15 protein-coding genes are annotated in these 21,024 nt (G+C 44.9%); 10 read left to right on the top strand and 5 right to left on the bottom strand.

The window, feature by feature from the left end:
• Positions 1-668: 668 nt before the first annotated feature.
• From ACO6VG_RS19175 to ACO6VG_RS19160, 4 genes are all read left to right on the top strand, one after another.
• Positions 669-2,465, top strand: a complete 1,797-nt coding sequence (locus tag ACO6VG_RS19175) for a hypothetical protein (RefSeq protein ID WP_422133785.1) — start codon at positions 669-671, stop codon at positions 2,463-2,465.
• A 363-nt stretch (positions 2,466-2,828) separates the two neighbouring features.
• Positions 2,829-4,586, top strand: coding sequence for a hypothetical protein (locus tag ACO6VG_RS19170; RefSeq protein ID WP_422475166.1), 1,758 nt, complete (start codon positions 2,829-2,831; stop codon positions 4,584-4,586).
• A gap of 457 nt (positions 4,587-5,043) precedes the next feature.
• Positions 5,044-5,682, top strand: a complete 639-nt coding sequence (locus ACO6VG_RS19165) for a hypothetical protein (protein WP_422475164.1) — start codon at positions 5,044-5,046, stop codon at positions 5,680-5,682.
• A gap of 140 nt (positions 5,683-5,822) precedes the next feature.
• Complete coding sequence (locus ACO6VG_RS19160; RefSeq protein WP_422475162.1) at positions 5,823-6,653, top strand: hypothetical protein; 831 nt, start codon at positions 5,823-5,825, stop codon at positions 6,651-6,653.
• Between the two features lie 92 nt (positions 6,654-6,745).
• On the opposite strand, the gene ACO6VG_RS19155 is transcribed toward ACO6VG_RS19160, so the two are convergent.
• Positions 6,746-7,195, bottom strand: coding sequence for a universal stress protein (locus ACO6VG_RS19155; RefSeq protein WP_317146481.1), 450 nt, complete (start codon positions 7,193-7,195; stop codon positions 6,746-6,748).
• Between the two features lie 521 nt (positions 7,196-7,716).
• Here ACO6VG_RS19155 and fadB point away from each other — a divergent pair.
• The 6 genes from fadB (at position 7,717) to ACO6VG_RS19125 (ending at position 15,669) form a co-directional block, all read left to right on the top strand.
• The gene (gene fadB / locus ACO6VG_RS19150) at positions 7,717-9,870 is read left to right on the top strand and encodes a fatty acid oxidation complex subunit alpha FadB (RefSeq protein WP_422133781.1); all 2,154 of its coding nucleotides are present in this window, start codon (positions 7,717-7,719) and stop codon (positions 9,868-9,870) included.
• 61 nt (positions 9,871-9,931) lie between these two features.
• Positions 9,932-11,104, top strand: coding sequence for an acetyl-CoA C-acyltransferase FadA (fadA, locus tag ACO6VG_RS19145; protein ID WP_422133780.1), 1,173 nt, complete (start codon positions 9,932-9,934; stop codon positions 11,102-11,104).
• A gap of 506 nt (positions 11,105-11,610) precedes the next feature.
• A complete protein-coding gene (gene topA / locus ACO6VG_RS19140) occupies positions 11,611-14,253 on the top strand; it encodes a type I DNA topoisomerase (RefSeq protein WP_422133779.1) in 2,643 nt (880 codons plus the stop codon).
• A gap of 67 nt (positions 14,254-14,320) precedes the next feature.
• Positions 14,321-14,815 carry a DUF6586 family protein gene (locus ACO6VG_RS19135; protein ID WP_422133778.1) on the top strand — a complete coding sequence of 165 codons (495 nt, stop codon included), beginning with the start codon at positions 14,321-14,323 and terminating at the stop codon, positions 14,813-14,815.
• Positions 14,816-14,943: 128 nt separating this feature from the next.
• A complete protein-coding gene (locus tag ACO6VG_RS19130; protein ID WP_422475160.1) occupies positions 14,944-15,249 on the top strand; it encodes a PTS sugar transporter subunit IIB in 306 nt (101 codons plus the stop codon).
• 177 nt (positions 15,250-15,426) lie between these two features.
• A complete protein-coding gene (locus ACO6VG_RS19125; RefSeq protein WP_422133776.1) occupies positions 15,427-15,669 on the top strand; it encodes a hypothetical protein in 243 nt (80 codons plus the stop codon).
• Positions 15,670-15,695: 26 nt separating this feature from the next.
• On the opposite strand, the gene ACO6VG_RS19120 is transcribed toward ACO6VG_RS19125, so the two are convergent.
• The 4 genes from ACO6VG_RS19120 to ACO6VG_RS19105 form a co-directional block, all read right to left on the bottom strand.
• Positions 15,696-16,184 carry a SulA-like leucine-rich domain-containing protein gene (locus tag ACO6VG_RS19120; RefSeq protein WP_422475158.1) on the bottom strand — a complete coding sequence of 163 codons (489 nt, stop codon included), beginning with the start codon at positions 16,182-16,184 and terminating at the stop codon, positions 15,696-15,698.
• Between the two features lie 126 nt (positions 16,185-16,310).
• Positions 16,311-16,913: a transcriptional repressor LexA gene (lexA, locus tag ACO6VG_RS19115; RefSeq protein ID WP_422137976.1), complete on the bottom strand. Its 603-nt coding sequence runs from the start codon at positions 16,911-16,913 to the stop codon at positions 16,311-16,313.
• A gap of 241 nt (positions 16,914-17,154) precedes the next feature.
• Positions 17,155-18,888: a serpin family protein gene (locus ACO6VG_RS19110; protein ID WP_422475156.1), complete on the bottom strand. Its 1,734-nt coding sequence runs from the start codon at positions 18,886-18,888 to the stop codon at positions 17,155-17,157.
• A 347-nt stretch (positions 18,889-19,235) separates the two neighbouring features.
• Positions 19,236-21,005: a serpin family protein gene (locus ACO6VG_RS19105; RefSeq protein WP_422475154.1), complete on the bottom strand. Its 1,770-nt coding sequence runs from the start codon at positions 21,003-21,005 to the stop codon at positions 19,236-19,238.
• Positions 21,006-21,024: the final 19 nt, after the last annotated feature.

Genomic DNA, 21,024 nt, shown 5'->3' with positions numbered 1-21,024 from the left:
ACAGGCTGTCAGCGGTCTGCGCAATGCAGGAGCTGTTACCGTGAAGGACTGGCTTAAAACAAGCTCCTGAAACATAAATCTGAGTGTAGTTGTGATCCCTGGTCTACTTTTCTAGGAGGCTGACCGAGAATAGACTGCCCTACTGCGGCGGCAGCAAATTGGTCTGAAAATCCGCTTTTGTTCGTCAAATAGCTCGCTATTCTCCTCACAAAACCGAATTTTCATCCTCAATTTTCTGCCGTCCTCGCTACGGGCGCTATTCTCGGTCAGCCTCCTAGCAGCCTGTCGGACTTAAGCGTCCGTAGCGAGGATTGCAAGAAATTGAGGATAAAAATCTCTGTTTCTGAGGAGAATAGCGAGCTATTTGACGAAGAAACAGAGATTTTTAGACCAATTAGTAGTGATTCGAGGAGTTGCTCTGACGGGAGCGATTCTGAACTTGCTACGGGGTCGCCTAGATGGGGTCGCCTAGATGGGGTCGCCGAGACGGGGTCGCCGAGACGGGGTCGCCGAGACGGGGTCGCCGAGACGGACGCTTAAGCCCGACAGTCTCCCAGAGACGACAATGAACCGATGAGTGTCAGATCTGATATTCGTGATCAGAATTGAGCATTATTACCATCCCTGGTCTACTTTATATGGGGTCCTTAAACCTTTAAGTAACTAGAATGATCAGCTACTCCATTTTTGAATTCTCAAAAACAACAAGGCTATCAATCACCCATCGTACCAGGGCTAATCAGCTAGTCGCAGGCTCCTTTGGTATTATTATGGCTTGCCACTGCTCAATATTGCTGGCAACAAACCCTATATTAACGCCGGTTGATGAAAGATTTTTTTTAGAAAAGGGAACAAAAGAGTCTGACTTTCTATCTGATTTGATTAACCATAATTCACTTACAGGGAGGTTTCCTTTAGTCACCCCAAATGATACCAATCTTATCTTTGCCATCAACATCGGGAATGAGCCAGACGTCAATGAAAGTGAGGTTCAGGAACAACCGCAGGGAGCTGTAGCACTGTATATGCAGCCTTTGATGAACTTTTCGCTCCCGCCAATGTCCCGTGAACAAATTGCTGAAATTATCCGAAAATTGAATGTAGGACTTTCAGAAGACACAGTAACTACACTGTTGAACAATATTCCGGAAATGCCCCCCGGTGATAACCCGACCATTGCCAGCATGATTGAGCAAGTGAAGGCTAGTCTTAACGTTGACGTTAACCAAAATCAGAATGCAATCATAATAGCCCTGTCTTATACCCAGGGTGCCGGGTCTCCTGTCAATCCTTTTAATCCGCATGACATGGAGAACCTCGCCTATTTGCTGATGGCTTACTATGCAGCCATAAATTCAAGTAGTGTTTCCCCTCAAAGGGCTCGTACTTTTTTTACTTCATTCCTGCTTCACGCTGCTGAAATGGCTGGAATATCAAGACTCCACTGGCATAAAGATCTACTGTTAGGTAATGGTAAACCGATAAAAGATAAAAATGTTTTAAAAGAAAATGTTGCAAAATCATCTTCAGTCTTTTCTGGTATCAGATCTTTAGAAGCAGAGCGCATTAAGCTATTGGAACAATTGAAGGATCCCTTAGAATCTGAGCAACCCAATGTACCAGTCGAGGCATTACTGAGAGACACTGCTAAATTACTCAACCATAATATTGATAGTTACAGAATACCGATGTATAAGCGACAGCAAACATCAGCTGAGCACATGCTGGAGCTAATACAAGAATATGGTGGCGAAGAACCTGAATTAGTGGTTTGGGGAAATCAGTACCTGAATCTGATTGATGTCATTAGCCCAATGCTTGACCCTTTCGATCCAGAAGAGAGAGGCGTGATTACAAATATTTTTAACATGGAGGAATATTTCAAAAAAACAGGTAAAAAGACAACCTTTTATAATTATAAGAGTAAAAAAAGGAAATTACTTAAAGAAATCAAACAAGCAATGGCAGTTGAATTTTTTGGCCAGGAAAATCCAGGCTCTAAATCATTTCTAAAAGTGTTGGTACAGATGAAGTTTTATATATGCCAACAATTACAAGTGGCTTTTCCAGATGAAAATGAATTTCAAGTCATACAGGAAACCATCACTAAAGGATTTAAGGCCCTGCAGTTGCAATCATATGATTTAGTGGAAGCGCTTGACAGGTCTATCAGGTCTGATGTCGCTGAGCCAGCTGACGATACCATGCAAGACCAGGCAGTAAGCGGACAAGAAGACAAAGAGCTTAGCAAAGAAGAGACTAAGAGGAAAAGGAAACGCCTGAAAAAACGGTTAAATCACTTGGATGAATTCGTGCAATGGCTCGATTATTTCTATGGTAGAAGTCTCTCTGTTCCTTATCATTGTTGGAGTAGTGATTCTGATAGTGAGGATTCCAGAAATTATCCTGACAGCAGTGGTTCTGACAAGGATGATGTTGACAAGCCACAAGGTGTAATTCGGTAAGTAAAATGTTCTCAAGTAAGAAAAAATTTCCTTTTTCCAGTAAACATTTGTCGTGTTCCTGTTAAGGCATTGACCGCTGGAGAACTCAGCCGCTTGCTGGCTGGCAAGACTGTTCGGGAGGTCAGTCAATCTGTTGGCCATAAACGAGGCTGCAACGAACTGGATGTTGAAATGCTTGAGCTGCCCGGGCCACTGCTGAAATTCTGGAATCAGGTAAAGTACGCTCTATGGAGAGCAGGTCGTTAGAATCAGACCACGACAATGAACCGGTGAGTGTCAGGTCTGATATTCGTGACCAGAATCGGGCATTATTGCGATCGTTGGTCTACTTTACGAGGGTTCTTCAAACCTTTAGGAAGTAGAATGATCAGCCAGTCCATTTCTCAATTATCAAAAACAACAAGGCTATCAATATTTACCCATCGTACCAGGGCGAGTCAGCTAGTCGCAGGTTCACTCGGTATTATTATGGCTTGCCACTGCTCAACATTGCTGGCAGCAAACCCTTTATTAACGCCGGTGGATGAAAGATTTTTTGCAGGAAAGGGAACAAAAGAGTCTGACTTTCTATCCGATTTGATTAATCATAATGCTCTTACAGGGAGGTTTCCCTTAGCCACCCCGAATGATACCAATCTTATCTTTGCCATGAATACCGGGTATGAACAAGACGTCAATGAGAGTGAGGTTCAAGAGCAACCGCAGGGAGCTGAAGCACCGCAGATGCAGCCTTTGATGAACCTTTCGCTGCCGCCAATGTCCCGCGAACAAATTGCAGAAATTATCCGTAAATTGAATTCAGGCCTCTCAGAAGACACTCTAACCACGCTGTTGAACAACATTCCGGAAATGCCTCCGGGTAATAATCTAACCATTGCAACTATGATTGAGCAAGTAAAGGCCAGTCTTCACGTTGACCTTGATGAAAATCAGAATGCAATTATGAAAACTCTATCTTATATCCTGGGTACCCTGTCTCCTGTCGATCTTAACAATTCACAACAACAAGAGAGCTTTGCGTATTTGCTGGTGGCTTACTATGCAGCCATAAATTCAAGTGGAGCTTCCTCTCAAAGAGCCCATGTTTTTTTTACTTCATTCCTGCTTCACGCTGCTGAAATAGCTGGACTATCCAGACTCCACTGGCATAAAGAGGTACTGTTAGGTAAACGTAAACCGATAGAAGATAAAAATGTTTTAAAAGAAAATGTTGCGAAATCATTTTCAGTCTTTTCTGGTCTGAAATTTTTTGAAACAGAACGCATTAAGCTTTTGCAACAATTGGAGAATCCCTTAGAGTCTGGACAACCCGATAATGTATCAGTCGTTGGATTATTAAGCGGCGCTTTTAAACTGCTTAACCATGACATTGACAAGCACGGAATGCCGAAATATGTACGACAGCGAAGATCAGCTGAGCATATGCTGGATCTAATACGAGCATATGGTGGCGTAAGACCTGAATTAGTGGCTTGGGGCAATCAGTACTTGAATCTGATTGATATCATAAGCCTGATGGTTGACCCTTTCGATCATCCGGAGTGTTGGGACGTGATTGCAGACATTGCTAACATAGAGAAATATTTCAAAGCATCAGGTAAAAAGACAACCTTTTATAACAGTGAGCGCAAAAAAAAGAAATTGTTTAAAGAAATAAAAAAAGGAATAGCAGAGAAAATCATTGACTTGGGAAGTCTGGAACCTAGAACATTTTTAAAGCTGTTGGTACATATCAAATATTATATATGCCAACAATTACATGTAGATTTTCCTGATGAAAATGATTCTTTCGTCATACTGGCAACCCTCACTACAGGATTTAAGGCTCTGGTGGTGCAATCACTGAATTTATCGGAACTGCCTCCTGATACAACTATTGGTGCTGATGACGCTGAACAGGCTAACGAAGCCATGGATGACGAGGCAGCAAAGTTAGAGAAAAAAGACCTGATGAAACGTCTGGAGTTATTGAATGAATTCTCGAAATGGCTCGACTATTTAATTGGTTGGAGTACGGAGGTTTCTGAATTCAATTACGAGAGTGAATCTGAAAGAAGTGATACTGATAGTAGTGATTACAAAAGTTATTCTGACGGGAGTGATTCTGAACAGGATTATTGACACAGCAGAAGGTGTAAATCCCACGCAGCAACTGCTCCTGCGTTGCTCTGGCTCCTGCATTCATGCATCGGTTCGGTTGCGATAATTGGTCTGAAAATTTCTCGTAATCCTCGCTGCGGGGGGCCCAGACGGGGTCGCCCAGACGGGGTCGCCCAGACGGGGTCGCCCAGACGGGGTCGCCCAGACGGGGTCGCCCAGACGGATGCTGAAGTCCGACAGGCTCCCAAAGACGACAATGAACCGGTGAGTGTCAGATCTGATATTCGTGACCAGAATCGGGCATTATTGCGATCTCTGGTCTACTTTACGAGGGTTCCTCAAACCTTTAGGAAGTAGAATGGTCAGCCAGTCCATTTCTCAATTATCAAAAACAACAAGGCTATCAATATTGACCCATTGTACCAGGGCGAGTCAGCTAGTCGCCGGTTCCCTTGGTATTATCATGGCTTGCCCCTGTATGGCATTGCTGGCGGCAAATCCTTTATTAACACCGGTGGATGAAATATTTTTTGAAGGAAAGGGAACAAAAGAGTCCGACTTTCTACCCGACTTGATTAACCATAATGCTCTTACGGGGAGGTTTACCTTAATCAACCCAAATGATACCCATCTTATCTTTGCCATGAACACCGGGAATGAACAAGACGTCAATGAGATTGAGGTTCAGGGAGAACCGCAGGGAGCTGAAGCACCGCAGATGCAACCTTTGATGAACCTTTCGCTGCCGCCAATGTCCCGTGAACAAATTGCAGAAATTATCCGCAAATTAAATTCAGGCCTCTCAGAAGACACTTTAACCACGCTGTTGAACAAGATTCCGGAAATGCCCCCGGGTAATAATCTCACCATTGCAAGCATGATTGAGCAAGTCAAGGCTAGTCTTCACGTCGACCTTGATCAAAATCAGAATGCAATCATGGAGGCTCTATCTTATCTCCAAGTTACCCTGTCGCCTGTCGATCTTAACAATTCGCAACAACAAGAGAGCCTCGCGTATTTGCTGTTGGCTTACTATGCAGCCATAAATTCAAGCGGAGCTTCCTCTCAAAGGGCCCATGTTTTTTTACTTCATTCCTGCTTCACGCTGCTGAAATAGCTGGAATATCCAGACTTCACTGGCATAAAGATGAGCTGTTAGGTAAAAGTAAACCGATAAAAGATAAAAATGTTTTAAAAGAAAATGTTACAAAATCGTCTTCAGTCTTTTCTGGTCTGAAATCTTTTGATACAGAACGCATGAAACTTTTGCAGCAATTGGAGGTTCCCTTAGAGTCTGGGCAATCCAATATTGTATCAGTCGATTTATTATTAATAGACGCTGCCAAACTGCTCAACAATAACATTAATAGTCATAGAATAGCGATCTATAAGCGACAGCAAAGATCAGCTGATCATATGCTGGAGCTAATACAAGAGCATGGTAATGAAGAACCTGAATTAGTGGCTTGGGGTAATCAGTTCTTGAAACTGATTGATGTCATAAGTCTGATGCTCGACCCTTTCGATCAATCAAGGTATTCACACGTAGAAACAGATATTGTTAATATAAAGAAATATTTCAGAGCATCAGGAAAAACGACAACCTTTTATAACTATGAGCGCAAAGAAAAGGCATTATTTAAAAAAATCGAGATTTGGATAACTCTAACATTCACTTCTTTGGGAAATCTGGAACCTGAATTATTTCGAAAACTATTGGTACACATCAAATATTATATAAACCAACAATTACACAGAGCTTTTCCTGATCAAAATGATTATTGCGTCATACTGGAAATCCTCATCGTCGGATTTAAGGATCTGGTGTTTCAATCATTTGAATTATGGGAACTGCTTCCTGGCACAACTATTGGCTTGCTTCCAACTTTTGTCTCTCATGACTCTGAACAAGTTAATGAAACCATGGACGAGGCAGCAAAGTTACAGAGAAAAGAACTGAGAAAACGTCTACGTGACAAGACAGCAAAGTTACAGAAAAGAGATCTGATAAAACGTGTATATTATTTGATGAAATTCACGGAGTGGCTCGATTATTTAAAGAAGATGCGAACAAGTCCTCAACCATGAGATAGTATTTTTATTAAGTCGGGAGTCAACAGTCAGCAGCGTGCAGTCTTAAGAACAGATATCTGCTAAATGTTAACTCACCACTTCTGTTCTTACTTATGGTTGTTATTTTTACCCACTCTCACCGCCAGAACGTCACAGCCCGCACCATGCAGAATGCTGGTTGATGTTGAGCCGAGGATCAGGGCCAGACCGTGTCTGCCGTGGCTTCCAACAACGATCAGGTCAACGTCTGATTCGTCAGCGATGCGATGTACTTCTCTTTCCGGGCGGCCATAAACGACATGCTGTTCGCCCTTGTCCAGATTAATACTCTCTGCCAAACGCGAAATACGCTCTCTGGCCTGCTGGGTGATTTCATCCTGAAGGGTTGTGAGGTCCAGTGGGATATCACTGCCATAAGCCACACTCAGTGGTTCAACCACATGCACCAGTGTCAGTCTTGCCTGGTAGGTTTCTGCAAGAGACTTTGCTTTATCCAGAACATCGTCTGCCTCGTCAGACAGGTCAATAGCAACGAGTATATGGTTATATTGACTCATAGACCGTCTCTCTCTTCCCGGTGTTTTTCAGAGAAATGCAGCTCAATCCAGTTTCGTAGCCATTTTTATCATCTGAGCCGGTGAGCTGCATTTCCGGATCATGGCTATGCACTATAACCACTACAGCTACAATACCGCTGCATAAAGTTGCGATATGAGGTTGTGACATAAAGTGGCGATTTACTGCAGGCATCATAGACCAAACGCCTATATTGTATGGCTGTAAATGGAGTTGTCCAAGTAAATTTGCAATGGGTATTTGTTATGAATCAGTATTTTTGCGGATATATTGGTGTTCATTTCCTTGACATTGATAAAAAATTCAAAGAAGGTAGGCTCAAAAATTCAAACGGTTGTATGAATTTCTGGCGAACACAGTCTGAGATGTATTCATCAGGAGTCTTACTGAGAATAATCTGCCATTTTCGTTAAAGGCACTATTTTCAGTCAGACTTCTGGCGCCATTTGTTCAGACGTCAGTTATCAGGACAACCTTTTTCAATCCGTCCGGAGAGAGATAAATGATATATCAGGGGAAAGCGTTCAAGGTTCTGGCACTTGAAAGCGGCATCGCTGAGTTGAGATTTGACCTGGATGGGGAGTCGGTGAACAAGTTCAACCGGCTTGCCATTGAAGATCTTAATGCTGCAGTCCAGGCCATCAAGTCGGACGGCACCATTAAGGGTGTCGTTCTTACCAGTGGCAAGGAAGGCGTTTTCATTGTTGGTGCTGATATCAAGGAGTTCACTTCCAACTTCCGTCAGGAAGAGAGTGAACTGATGGAGATGGTCATGGGCGTAAACCAGACCTTCAGCAGTTTTGAAGATCTGGATATGCCGACCGTTGCCGCCATCAATGGCAGCGCTCTGGGTGGTGGTTTTGAGATCTGCCTGTGTGCTGACTATCGTGTTCTGTCCAACAAAGGCGGTGTCGGCCTGCCTGAAGTTAAACTCGGTATCTACCCGGGATGGGGTGGGACTGTCCGTTTGCCACGTTTGATCGGTGTTGATAACGCGATCGAGTGGATTGCTGCCGGTCGTGAACAGAAGCCTGATGCAGCTCTGAAAGTGGGTGCTGTAGACGCAGTCGTTGAAACCGAAAAGCTGGTGGACTCAGCGGTAGCTATCATCAAACGCTGCCTGGCAGGTGAGCTGGATTACAATGCCCGTAAGGATGAAAAGCGTTCACCTCTCAAGCTGCCTTTGCTGGAATCGCTGATGGCTTTTGAAACAGCTACGGCGGTTGTCAAGCAGCAAGCGGGCCCTCACATGCCAGCACCTGTGGCTTCTGTCAAAGCGATCAAAAAGCATGCCGAGCTGCCAAGAGACGAAGCCCTGAAAGTGGAAGCTGAAGGTTTCGTCAAGTTGGCCAAGACGCCTGTGTCTGACGTCCTGGTGGGTCTGTTTCTGAACGACCAGATGCTCAAGAAGAAGACCAAGGAGCTGACCAAAAAGGCAGGTAAAGTTGAGAAAGCCGCTGTTCTGGGCGCCGGCATCATGGGTGGTGGTATTGCATACCAATCTGCTTATAAAGGCACTCCCATCCTGATGAAAGACATCGCTCAGGAAGGTCTGAATCTGGGGTTGAGCGAGGCCAGCAAGCTGCTGTCCAAGCGAGTGGCCCGTGGTCGTATGGACCCTCTGAAAATGGGAGAGGTTCTTAATCACATTGTTCCAACTCTGTCGTACAGTGAGTTTGGTGATGTTGATGTCGTTGTCGAAGCCGTTGTCGAAAACGTCAATGTTAAGAGGGCAGTCCTGGGCGAAGTAGAAAATCACGTCAGTGAGGACGCTGTTCTGGCCTCCAATACTTCAACCATTTCAATAACAGAGCTGGCTAAGGATCTGAAAAGACCCGAAAAATTCTGTGGCATGCACTTCTTCAACCCGGTTCACGCAATGCCTCTGGTGGAAGTGATTCGTGGTGAGAAGACCAGCGAAGAAACGGTGGCAACGGTTGTTGCTTATGCCAAGAAGATGGGTAAGGTTCCTATCGTTGTTAATGACTGCCCCGGGTTCCTGGTTAACCGGGTGCTGTTCCCGTACTTTGGTGGTTTCGCCGCGCTGGTGAAAGACGGTGCCGACTTCCAGCAAGTCGATAAAGTCATGGAGAAGTTTGGCTGGCCAATGGGTCCGGCTTACCTGCTTGACGTAGTGGGTATCGATACTGGCTCTCATGCGGAAAAAGTGATGGCTGAAGGTTTCCCCGACCGTATGTCCCGTGACTGGAAGAGTGCCATTGACGTGATGTTCGAGAATGGGCGTTACGGACAAAAAAACAATGTCGGCTTCTACAAGTACGAGCAGGACAAGAAAGGTAAGCCCAAAAAGGTGGTCGACGAAGCGGCTTATGAGCTTCTCTCTGAAGTGGCTGGTGAAAGTCGTGAGTTTGAGACTCAGGAAATTATTGATCGCATGATGATTCCACTGTGTATGGAAACCGTTCGTACACTGGAAGACGGCATTGTTGATACAGCTGCTGAGGCTGACCTGGCTCTGCTCAACGGCATCGGCTTTCCGGTTTTCCGAGGCGGCGCCCTGAAGTACATCGATAGCATGGGTGTCGACAAATTCGTTGAACTGGCTGATCAGTACGCTCACATCAGTCCTCTGTATCAGCCTACTGAAAAGCTGCGGGAAATGGCCCGTGAAGGCAAGACGTTTTACGGCGCGTAAACAGCCTTGAGCGACAAAAAAATGGTTAATCACGAGCAACAGATTTAAGAGAGAATTGACTATGAGCCTTAATCCGAGAGACGCCGTAATTGTTGACTTTGGGCGGACCCCTATGGGTCGCTCAAAGGGTGGCATGTACCGAAATGTCCGTGCCGATGACCTGTCTGCCAACCTTATCACCGGAGTATTGAACCGTAATCCCGGTGTTAACCCTGAAGAAGTTGAAGACGTGATCTGGGGCTGTGTCAACCAGACTCTGGAGCAGGGTTGGAACGTCGCCCGTATGGCGTCTTTGATGACTCCCATTCCTCATACTTCATCAGCCCAGACTGTCAGCCGTCTTTGTGGTTCTTCCATGAGCGCACTGCACACCGCTGCTCAGGCTATTCAAACCGGTAACGGTGATGTCTTTGTTGTAGGTGGTGTTGAGCACATGGGCCATGTGGGTATGATGCACGGAGTGGATCCTAACCCGCGCTTGTCCAAGTACGCTGCCAAAGCTGCTGGTATGATGGGTCTGACTGCAGAAATGCTGGGGTTGATGCACGGCATTACTCGTGAAGCCCAGGATGAATTTGGTGTGAGGTCTCACATGAGAGCCTGGGAAGCGACCAAAGCCGGTCAGTTTAAAGATGAGATCATCCCTATGCAGGGACATGATGATGATGGCAATCTGGCCGTTTTCACCGAAGATCAGACGATTCGTCCTGAAACCACACTCGAAGGACTGGCGCAGTTGAAGCCTGCCTTTAACCCGAAAGGGACAGTGACAGCCGGAACGTCTTCCCAGATTACCGATGGTGCTTCCTGCATGATTGTTATGTCTGCACAGCGTGCACAGGACCTGGGTCTTCAGCCAATGGCTGTGATTCGTTCCATGGCAGTTGCCGGTGTTGATCCGTCCATCATGGGCTATGGTCCTGTGCCCAGCACCAAGAAAGCTCTCGAGCGTGCAGGACTGACTATCGATGACATTGATCATGTTGAGTTGAATGAAGCCTTTGCTGCTCAGGCTCTGCCTGTCCTGAAAGACCTGAATCTGCTCGACAAGATGGATGAGAAGGTGAATCTGCACGGTGGCGCTATTGCCCTGGGTCACCCCTTCGGATGCTCTGGTGCCCGCATCTCCGGTACTCTGCTGAATGTAATGAAGCAGAACAATGGTACGCTCGGTGTAGCAACCATGTGTGTAGGTCTGGGTCAGGGTATTACTACGGTATTTGAACGTCTGTAAGGCGTCGGCCTTTGCCAGACGGGTTCCTGTCTGGCTTATCCTGCCTGAAAGTACTCGCCCCGGAATTCTATTCCGGGGTATTCCTTTTTGATGCATTTTTATGCAGAGATTCTGCTTCGAAAATGAGTATATTTTTCAGTGTCTGCATAAGTTATTTTGTCGGTAAAACCCGACATTTTTTCCCGTCAATGATCATCATGAAATCTGTCAGGCTTCACAGTAATTAAATAATCTTTTGATATTCAAGGATATTATTGCTTATAACTGGCTGGATTAATCATTGAGGCTGTGAAACGATAAATAAGAGGGTCGTTCGAGAAAAATTCAGGATCATTGCAGGGTTTTCCTTGACCGATGTTTTTCTTGACCTTATATATTGAAACAATTTTCAATTCCCGACCTTTCTTGTTTTGGTCGCAGACAGCACTGAGTGTTTTATGATCTTTTTTCCAGGCTGGTCAGCATAACCGGAACAATGGAGCTGATTACAGGACGTGTAAGGTAGCATGGGTAAATCTTTAGTTATCGTCGAGTCGCCGGCCAAGGCGAAGACAATAAACAAATATCTGGGCAAGGACTTTGTTGTTAAGTCCAGTGTTGGTCACATTCGTGATTTGCCCACCGCAGGTGGCTCCAGGAAGCCTGTGGACCCCAAAGCTCGGGCAAAGGCTGCTGCTGAGACACGTAAGCTATCTCCTGAGCAGAAAATCATCCATAAGAAGCGCAAAGCCAAAGAACAGCTGATTGAAAGAATGGGCATCGACCCTGAAAAAGGCTGGCAGGCACGTTACGAGATACTGCCCGGCAAAGAGAAGGTGGTTGACGAGCTGCGTCGACTTGCAGCATCGGCTGACACAATTTACCTCGCAACCGATTTGGATCGTGAGGGAGAGGCCATCGCATGGCATCTTCAGGAAGCCATTGGGGGGGAGCCTGGTCGTTATAGGCGGGTAGTCTTCAACGAAATTACCAGGAATGCCATCCAGGAAGCCTTCAAAGAGCCCGGCTCTCTCAATATTGACCGGGTCAATGCCCAGCAGGCAAGGCGATTCCTCGATCGTGTAGTAGGTTATATGGTTTCTCCTCTGCTCTGGGCTAAAATTGCCCGTGGCCTGTCAGCAGGGCGGGTGCAGTCAGTAGCGGTTAAGTTGATTGTTGAGCGCGAGCGTGAAGTCAGAAGCTTTATCCCGGAAGAGTACTGGGAAGTTTACGCTGACCTGGCTACGGAAAATGGAGAAGTTATCCGTTTTCAGGTGGCCAAAGAAGCTGGCGATGCCTTCAGACCTGTCAGTGAGGCTGCCACCGGAGTTGTTCTTGAAAAGCTGAGACAGGCTGATTACAAGCTGACCGTGCGTGAAGACAAACCGACCCGAAGTCGTCCTTCTGCACCCTTCATTACCTCAACCCTGCAGCAGGCGGCCAGTACGCGTCTGGGATTCAGTGTCAAGAAGACCATGATGATGGCCCAACGTCTTTATGAAGCGGGTCACATCACCTACATGCGTACTGACTCGACCAATCTGAGTCAGGAAGCGGTGGAGAGTGCCCGGGAATTTATCGATGGTACGTTCGGCTCAAGGTATCTGCCTGAAAATCCGAACCGGTATTCCAGTAAAGAAGGCGCTCAGGAGGCTCACGAAGCAATACGTCCTTCCTCTGTGACTGCTGAGCCAGGCTCTATTTCCGGTCTTGAGAAGGATGCAGAGCGGCTCTATGAACTGATCTGGAGACAGTTTGTTGCCTGTCAGATGACGCCTGCGGAGTACCTGAGTACGTCCCTGACAGTTCGGGTGGACGACTTTGATCTCAAGGCGAGGGGCAGAACCCTCAAGTTTGATGGTTACACCCGGGTTATGGCAGCCATAGCCAAAAAGGGTGAAGACATCATTCTGCCGGCTCTGGAAAAAGGTGATCCGCTGGATCTGAAAAAACTGGACCCGAAACAGCTGTTTACAAAACCGCCGGCCCGTTTCAGTGAAGCGGCTCTGGTAAAAGAGCTTGAGAAGCGTGGCATTGGCAGGCCCTCGACTTACGCTTCCATCATTTCGACGATTCAGGATCGCGGTTATGTTTCCCTGAAAAATCGTCGTTTCTATGCCGAGAAAATGGGCGATATTGTCACAGACCGGCTGGTTGAGAACTTCCATGATCTCATGGATTACAACTTTACCGCCAAGATGGAGTCCAATCTCGATGTAGTGGCTGAAGGTGGTGAGAACTGGAAAGATCTGCTGGACAGTTTCTACAGTGATTTCAGCAGCAAGCTGGAGCAGGCTGAAGACGACAGCGACGGTATGCGATCCAATGACCCTTCTCCTACCGATATCAAATGTCCTGATTGTGGCAGGGATATGATGATTCGCACGGCCAGTACGGGAGTATTTCTGGGGTGCTCCGGCTACTCGCTCCCGCCCAGGGAGCGTTGTAAATGTACCATTAATCTGGTGCCCGGCGAAGAAGTTGAAGATGCTGACGACGAGAATGCAGAAGTCAACGCCTTGCGGGCTATGCATCGTTGTCCCAAGTGTTCTACGGCAATGGAAAGCTACCTGATTGATGAGCAGCGTAAGCTTCATGTCTGTGGTAATAACCCGGACTGCTCTGGCTATGAAGTGGAAAAAGGTCAGTTCAAACTCAAGGGTTATGATGGTCCCGTGCTTGAATGTGACAAGTGCGGTTCTGAGATGCAGCTCAAATCCGGACGCTTTGGTAAATACTTTGGTTGTACCAACAGCGAGTGTAAAAACACCCGTAAGCTCTTGAAAAGCGGGGAAGCGGCTCCCCCCAAAATGGATCCGGTACCCATGCCTGAGCTCAAATGTCTGAAAGTGGATGATCATTATATTCTCAGAGATGGTGCCTCAGGTCTTTTTCTGGCGGCCAGTCAGTTCCCAAAGAACCGTGAGACCCGTGCTCCTCTGGTCAGTGAACTGATCCCGCATCAGGCGGCTATTGATCCAAAGTATCATTATCTTCTGGATGCACCGAGACAGGATGCTGATGGTAATCCCGCAATCATTCGCTACAGTCGCAAAACCAGGACTCAGTATGTTATGACTGAGTCTGAAGGTAAGGCGACAGGGTGGAGTGCTACCTTCCAGGACGGCAGGTGGGAAGAAAAAGTCACCAGGAAGCGTAAAAAATCCTGACCTGGCCTCGTCACAAACAAGACCTTCACAGAGATCCGTGGAGGTCTTTTTATTTTTGAGAAAGATTATGTCTGAGCAGTGGCGTTCCCATACCAACAAAAAATTACACTATGCCCGTTTACAGCTGGATGCCTGGGAAAGAGCAGAAGCTTTTGAGCAGGAGGCTTTTCGAGAGGCATTTCTGATGCATGCCAGTCAAGCCTATTCCTCGATGCTGGCGGAGATATTGTCTCCCTACGGTGAGCAGCTGACCCGGTTGCTGTCTCTGGAAGATGCTTGCAGATTGATGGATGAGCAACCTGCAGAAGTGTCTGAACTCGAGCAGTTAAAGCAGCTGGAGTCATCGGACAGTTGGCTGGCAGATTTACTTAAAGCTTATGACGATATTTTTAATGCTAATGGTAATATACAATCATATTCAAGTAATAGCAGTATGATTATGATTGCTTCGGATACCAGTGAAGTCACCAAAGGTATTAAGACGCCAGAAAGTGCCAAGAGTATTCTTGCCTCCCTCAAGGAGTTGGTAGGGCACTTTAGAAATTTCAATCTTGAATGGTGATTAGATTTTTTAGATCTGATTCATGACTCATAATAGTGTGCCTGGATTGATTCAAACCGTGCATGATTGTGGGAATGTTTAGAACTCTGTTGTTTATGGCTGTTGTTCAATTTGATCAGAGGTATCTTATGACTAAGATCATGCTGTGCTGTTCGGCAGGTATGTCTACCAGCATGTTGGTGGAGAAAATGCGCGAAGCAGCTGAAAGTCGGAGTGAAGAAGTCGAGGTTGAAGCCTTCGGCGCTAGTCATTTCGATGAACAGGTAGCCTGTTTCGATGTTGTTCTGCTGGGTCCTCAGGTTAAATATATGTTGAATGATCTCAAGCTGCGTGCTGCCGAATATGCTGTTCCGGTTGAGGCGATCAGCCCTGTTGATTATGGCACGATGAATGGTGCGAAAGTATTGGGCTTTGCTCTGTCGCTAACAGCCTGATTAATTCCAGTTTATCGTGTGTATGCTGCAATACGGGGGCAAAAGCTGCAGCTCTTTTAAGGGTTTTTACTTTCCAGTCTGCAATAACACTTTGCATTACTCTCTACTGACCTATTGCATCATAAGTCACAATGCTGCATGATTTCTCCCTCTTATACGCTATTTATGGAACGAAATATGGCTGCATCGTTTTTGGAAATTGTGGAACTTCCAACAGGAGAGATTGTTCTGCGAAGCAGTGACGACGAGGGTGAGCCCCTGCTGACTATGAAATTTTCAGAGGAAGCCAAACAGTATCTTGAAGGGGACCATTTGCAAGTGGCAAAGGTCATGTTTGATGCTGGCATGCGTGAAGTTGCTGAACTCACTCGTCCGCAATCCTCTGAAGAAGAGATTCCTGAGAACAGAGTACTGCACTGACTCTATTTTCATGGAAATGACAGGCATCATGCAACCTGTCTACTGCGAATAGCCAGCCCCTGACACTGTCCATTCCTGGCTGCGCTTTCAAGCCTACTTAGCCACCCTTTATCCAAATGCCCCAGCCAGCTGATGACAGTGTGGCTGGTTCCGGATGCCAGCGCTTTCCTGGTGAGTTCCAATGTCTGATTAATATTGTTGGAGCTAAAGATTTGCACCTTGTCATGATTTAAGTCGCAATTCTTTAACCAGTGCAGGGTTCTGGTGTCATCTGCCAGAATCAGGGTCAACCAACGTTCACTGTCAGTGGACAGCTGACTGAGCATGGGCGTCAGGAGTTGTTCTGCCTGCCAGGGTTGACCTGAAAGAATGAGTTCATTAATACTGGGCTTCAGAGACTTTTCAGTTTTTCCTGATAAAGTCTTTTCTAGGCACGAGGGGTTAATGCAGACTGTATTGGTCTGGTAGCTTGGGGCTGAAAAATTGTGCCTTTCACTGCTGGTTCGGTACAGCATAAATTCTTCCTTCTGGCATAGCCCGGACGCTGTTTGTTATTCGCACTTCAGCGTAGTGGGCCTTTAACAACAGCTGCCTGTTGTGAGTACTGTCTCTGGTAATGGTCAGGCTCATCTTATTCCGTCTCAGGACTGATTTCTGATGACTCCGACGCTTAAACCTTCGATGGCAAAGGCATCCTGAGTGAGATCAACGACTATGGTTTCGAACTCGTCGTTTTCCGGATGCAGCAATACTTTGTTTTTCTGTTTCTCGAATCTTTTTACGGTGACATCATCTTCAATCCGGGCGACGACAACCTGACCGTTTCGAACATCTGTTGTCTTGTGAACGGCCAGCAGGTCACCATCAAGAATCCCGATGTCCTTCATGCTCATTCCTTTTACCCTTAACAGGAAGTCTGCCGATGGGGTGAAGAAAGCGGGATTGAGCATCAGGTGGTCTTCGATATGTTCCTGGGCGAGGATCGGGTTCCCGGCAGCAACTTGTCCGATAATCGGAAGGCCTTCAGGCTGGCTGTCCGGAATACGGATACCGCGGGAGGCGCCGGGGGTAATCTCGATAGCGCCTTTACGGGCCAGTGCCCTGAGATGTTCTTCGGCAGCATTGGGTGAGCGAAAGCCGAAGGTCTTGGCGATTTCGGCTCTGGTGGGTGGGAAACCTGTCTCGTCAATATGAGATTTGATCAGGTCCAGTATCTCGGATTGCCGTTTAGTCAGTTTGATCATGGTCTCTCAATCTGTTTTTTTATACAGTATCTGTGATTATATACAGTATTCTTGTGGTGGCAAGTTATTATCCAGGCTGCGACGATAAGCAAAAAATGACAAGAGGGTCGTCAATGGTGCAGGTGAGGCATGCTTTGCCACCATAGTGATGAGTTGTTGGCTGAAATTCGCAAGCTGAGTCCCTGAAGCTTTTTTTAATAAAAAATCCGGAGGTGGTTAATCTCCGGATTTGGCATTTTATTTATGATTGTGTAGAAGTTAATTTCTTCCGCAGTGCATCCCAGGCATCATTTGAAACTTCTACTTCAAAGCCATCAAAACCATGCCAAACTTTAACAAAATCTACATGTTTGTAATCAAGCCATTCTAATATTCTTTCTCTGATATCAAGGGCATTATCCTTACTACCAGTATGGATAGCTAATCTGGATTTAACTGCTTTGGCACTTTTGATATTAAAATCCTCTTTCGGATCAAACTTATGGTATATTAGTTTACTCACATCAATAGATTCATCATCTGGTAACATATATTTTATAGAGTTAATAGTTTCTTCAATAATTTTTTCGTCTTTTTTGGGTTCATCTATTTTTCTGTAATTTTTATAATTTTCGATAGGAGTCATTTTGCTATCAGCTGTCAAGTCATTTGGTTTCAAACTTTTATCAGATTTCAAATCATTAGATTTCAAGCTTTCAGCTGAGTCATTCCCGGCCGCATAAAATTCTAAAAAGCTGCCATCCTTAATCAGCATCTCCACCAACCGATTGCCTTGTCCATCTACAATGGCAATGTAACCAGGGGAGACAAAATGAAAGTGTGGTGGTTTTTTTGTACCGAAGCCTCTGAGTGTTCTTGTTGCGGCAGTGGCAACTTGACCATAAGCTCCCTCTTCATTAATGGATACTCTGGTCTTCTGAAGAATTTCCAGATCACAATTTGAGGGATGGCCTAATCTTGTTAAATCTTCAGACCTTATGACATCGGCTCCAAATGTCTGAGAAATTTTGTCGAGTAAATTAGTGTCACAACTGCCGTCTATTTTTATCCTGGGTAGCATTAGATCCATCTCTTTTTTACGGCCATTTAATCCGTCAATCAGGTGATTGATTGTATCAGAATCAAGGTTGTTAATCCCTGTCGGACTGTCACCAGGGGTTATTATTGCGACTAATTTAAGATCTTCACCATTCACTGATCGGAAATTTTTGCCAATGGCGCCAAATTTTCCATTATCAAAAAATTGCACGTTTTCAGTTGACTTCATCATCTTGACGTTTTCAATCATACTTCCGTCTGCGCAGATAAATTTGCCCGAGGCCGTTTTTTCTTTAGAAAATGGCCTCTCCCAGATACCCTCGAATTCCATCACATTGCCAATTACCGTTGTAATCAGTTCTCGTCGAGTTTTACAATGACCATGAAACAACTTATTGATTTTTCCATGAGTCTTCTCTTTCACGAAGTCTTCTGCGATGTCGGCCAGGCACCTGTCCTGGTCAGGACGGTCCAGCTTTTCGGTTCGATAACATACAGACAGTATCTGATCAAGATGCTCGTTTATGACGGCAGAGTCAGAACCTATAAAGTTAGCGCAAGAGAGTGCCTTCTGTATCTGATACGGATCCTTGGCGTAAGCATGGTTAATGCTGAATTCGCCTAGTTTTTTATGGATCTCAATCTCCATCTCATCAGTTAACTCTTCTTTAGAGATACCCAGGATCGATGCCTTTCTGGCTTTATCATCCATACTCGCCAGAAGCATACCCAGAACCGGAGCCAGGCTGGTAGAAGACACTACCTTGCTTTTATTGTCCCTGTCGTCTAAGGCGTTCAGAATTCCTAATGACACTTTATCAATCAATTTTTTTACAAGATATGAAGCCTGTGAGGTGGCTTTGAAGGATGTGTTTCGCAGATTTAGCGGTTGCGATGACAATGAAAATTGTCTGAATGAATGTCCAATAGGGTGCATAATATTTTCTCCTAACTCTGATAATAATTAATTTTTTATTCAGGACAAACATACTGCTTCCATGTTTGCGGACAGCGCATGCTTTTCAAATAGCCGTAAATTCTGTGTTATGTAGTATTACTATGAGTTAAGTATTTGCTTTCGCATTAATCACTAACTGGTTAGTTAGTTACGATAACATCTTGTTTCCTGCCATAAAGGCTCGTTACCATGGTGGATTTATCTCTGTCCAAAGTACCGCCATAAAACTTAACTTGTCTATCTGTCCATATTATGGGGGCTACGATACTTTTAGGCTTTTGTTAAAAAAATCCGGAGGTGATTAAACTCCGGATTTGGCCTTTTGTTTATGATTGTCCAGAAGTTATTTTAGCAATCATTTTATGCCAGGTATTATTATTAACTATTATTTCAACAGGATTATCTCTTTCATAAATCTTAACAGCAGATCTATATTCTTCTCCTATGGATTCTAATATTCTTTCTTTAAGATCTTTAGCGTCATCCGAAGAAAAGAATTCGAGTGTTAAAATTTTATCATCTGCCATAGCGCTTTTAATTTCAAGTTTCCCATCCGGATCATAATAGTCTTTTATAAAATTACTCACATTTACAGTTTCAAAAAAGTCAAAAGATAACCGTTTTATTGCAGATAAGTCTTCTTGTACCAGCCTTATTTTTGTGGGCAAATCGATTTTAGGCTCTGTATTATAGTCACTATCAGGCATATCATCTTCACTATCAGACATGTCAAAATCGTAATAACCTGACTGGTTGTCAGAGCTCTGTTTTCCAGCGGGTGTGATTTCAGGTGTACCGCCAAGCTCAAAAAAGCTGCCATCCTTAATCACCATCTCAAGCAACCGATTACCTTGTCCATCGACAATGGCAATGTATCCAGGGTAATTAAACTCAAAGCTGGGACGAGAGGATGGGTCCCTGAGAGTAGTTGTTGCGGCAGTGGCCACTGTACCATAAGCTCCCTTTTCACCAATGGATACTTTGGTCTTCTGTAGTATCTCCAGATCACCGTCTGATGAATCGCCTAATCTTGTTAAATCAGCGGCCTTTATTATGTTGGTTCCAAATACCTCAGAAATTTTGTCGAGTAACCTGGTATCACAACTATTCTCTATTTTTATTTTCGGAAGTCTTAGATCCATCTTCACTTTACGATCATTTAATCTTTCAATCAGATGATTAATGGTTTCAGAGTCAAGTTTATTAATCACTTCAGGATCTTCAAAGTGTGGTTGTATTGCAACTAATTTAAGGTCTTCTCCATTCAAGGATTGGAATTCTTTACCAATGGCATCAAATTCACTGGTCTCAACAAATTGAAGCTCTTCAGTTGAAGACATCATCTTGACGTTTCTAATAAAACTTCCATTTGCGCAATTAAATGGGCGGTGGACCGTTTTGTCTTCAGAGAATTCATCTTTCCAAATACCGTCGAATTCCATCACATGACCTATCACCGCTTTAATTAGTTCTCGTCGAGCTTTAGAATGACCATGAAACAACTTTTCGATTTTTCCATTGGTCTTCTCTTTCACGTAATTTTCTGCGACATCGGCCAGGCACCTGTCATGGTCATGACATTCCAGTTTTTCGGTGTGATAACATTCAGACAGTGTCTGATTAAGCTTCTCATTCCCGAGGGCAGAGGTAGAACCTATGAAGTTACTGCAAGAGAGTGCCTGTTTCTGATCCGGATCCTTGGCGTAAGGATGGTTAACGCTGAATTCACCTAGTTTTTTATGGATCTCAGTTTCCATTTTATCAGTTAAGTCTTCTTTAGAGATACCCAAAACCGATGCCTTTCTGGCTTTATCATCCATACTCGCCAGAAGCATACCCAGAACCGGAGCCAGGCTGGTAGAAGACACTACCTTGCTTTTATCGTCCCTGGCGTCTGCAGCGTTCAGAATTCCTAATGACACTTTATCAATCAGTTTTTTAACAAGATATGAAGCCTGTGAGGTGGTTTTGAAGGATGTGTTTCGAACATTTAGTAGTTGCGATGACAATGATAATTGTCTTAATGAATGTCTAATAGGTCCCATTATATTTTCTCCTAACTCTGATAAAAATTTATTTTTATTCAGGACAAACATACTGCTTCCATGTTTGCGG

This window comes from Endozoicomonas sp. ALB032 (assembly GCF_049310125.1).
GTDB lineage: Bacteria > Pseudomonadota > Gammaproteobacteria > Pseudomonadales > Endozoicomonadaceae > Endozoicomonas_A.
The sequence above is the reverse complement of the archived record's forward strand: the minus strand, read 5'-3'. Positions and strand labels throughout refer to the sequence as shown.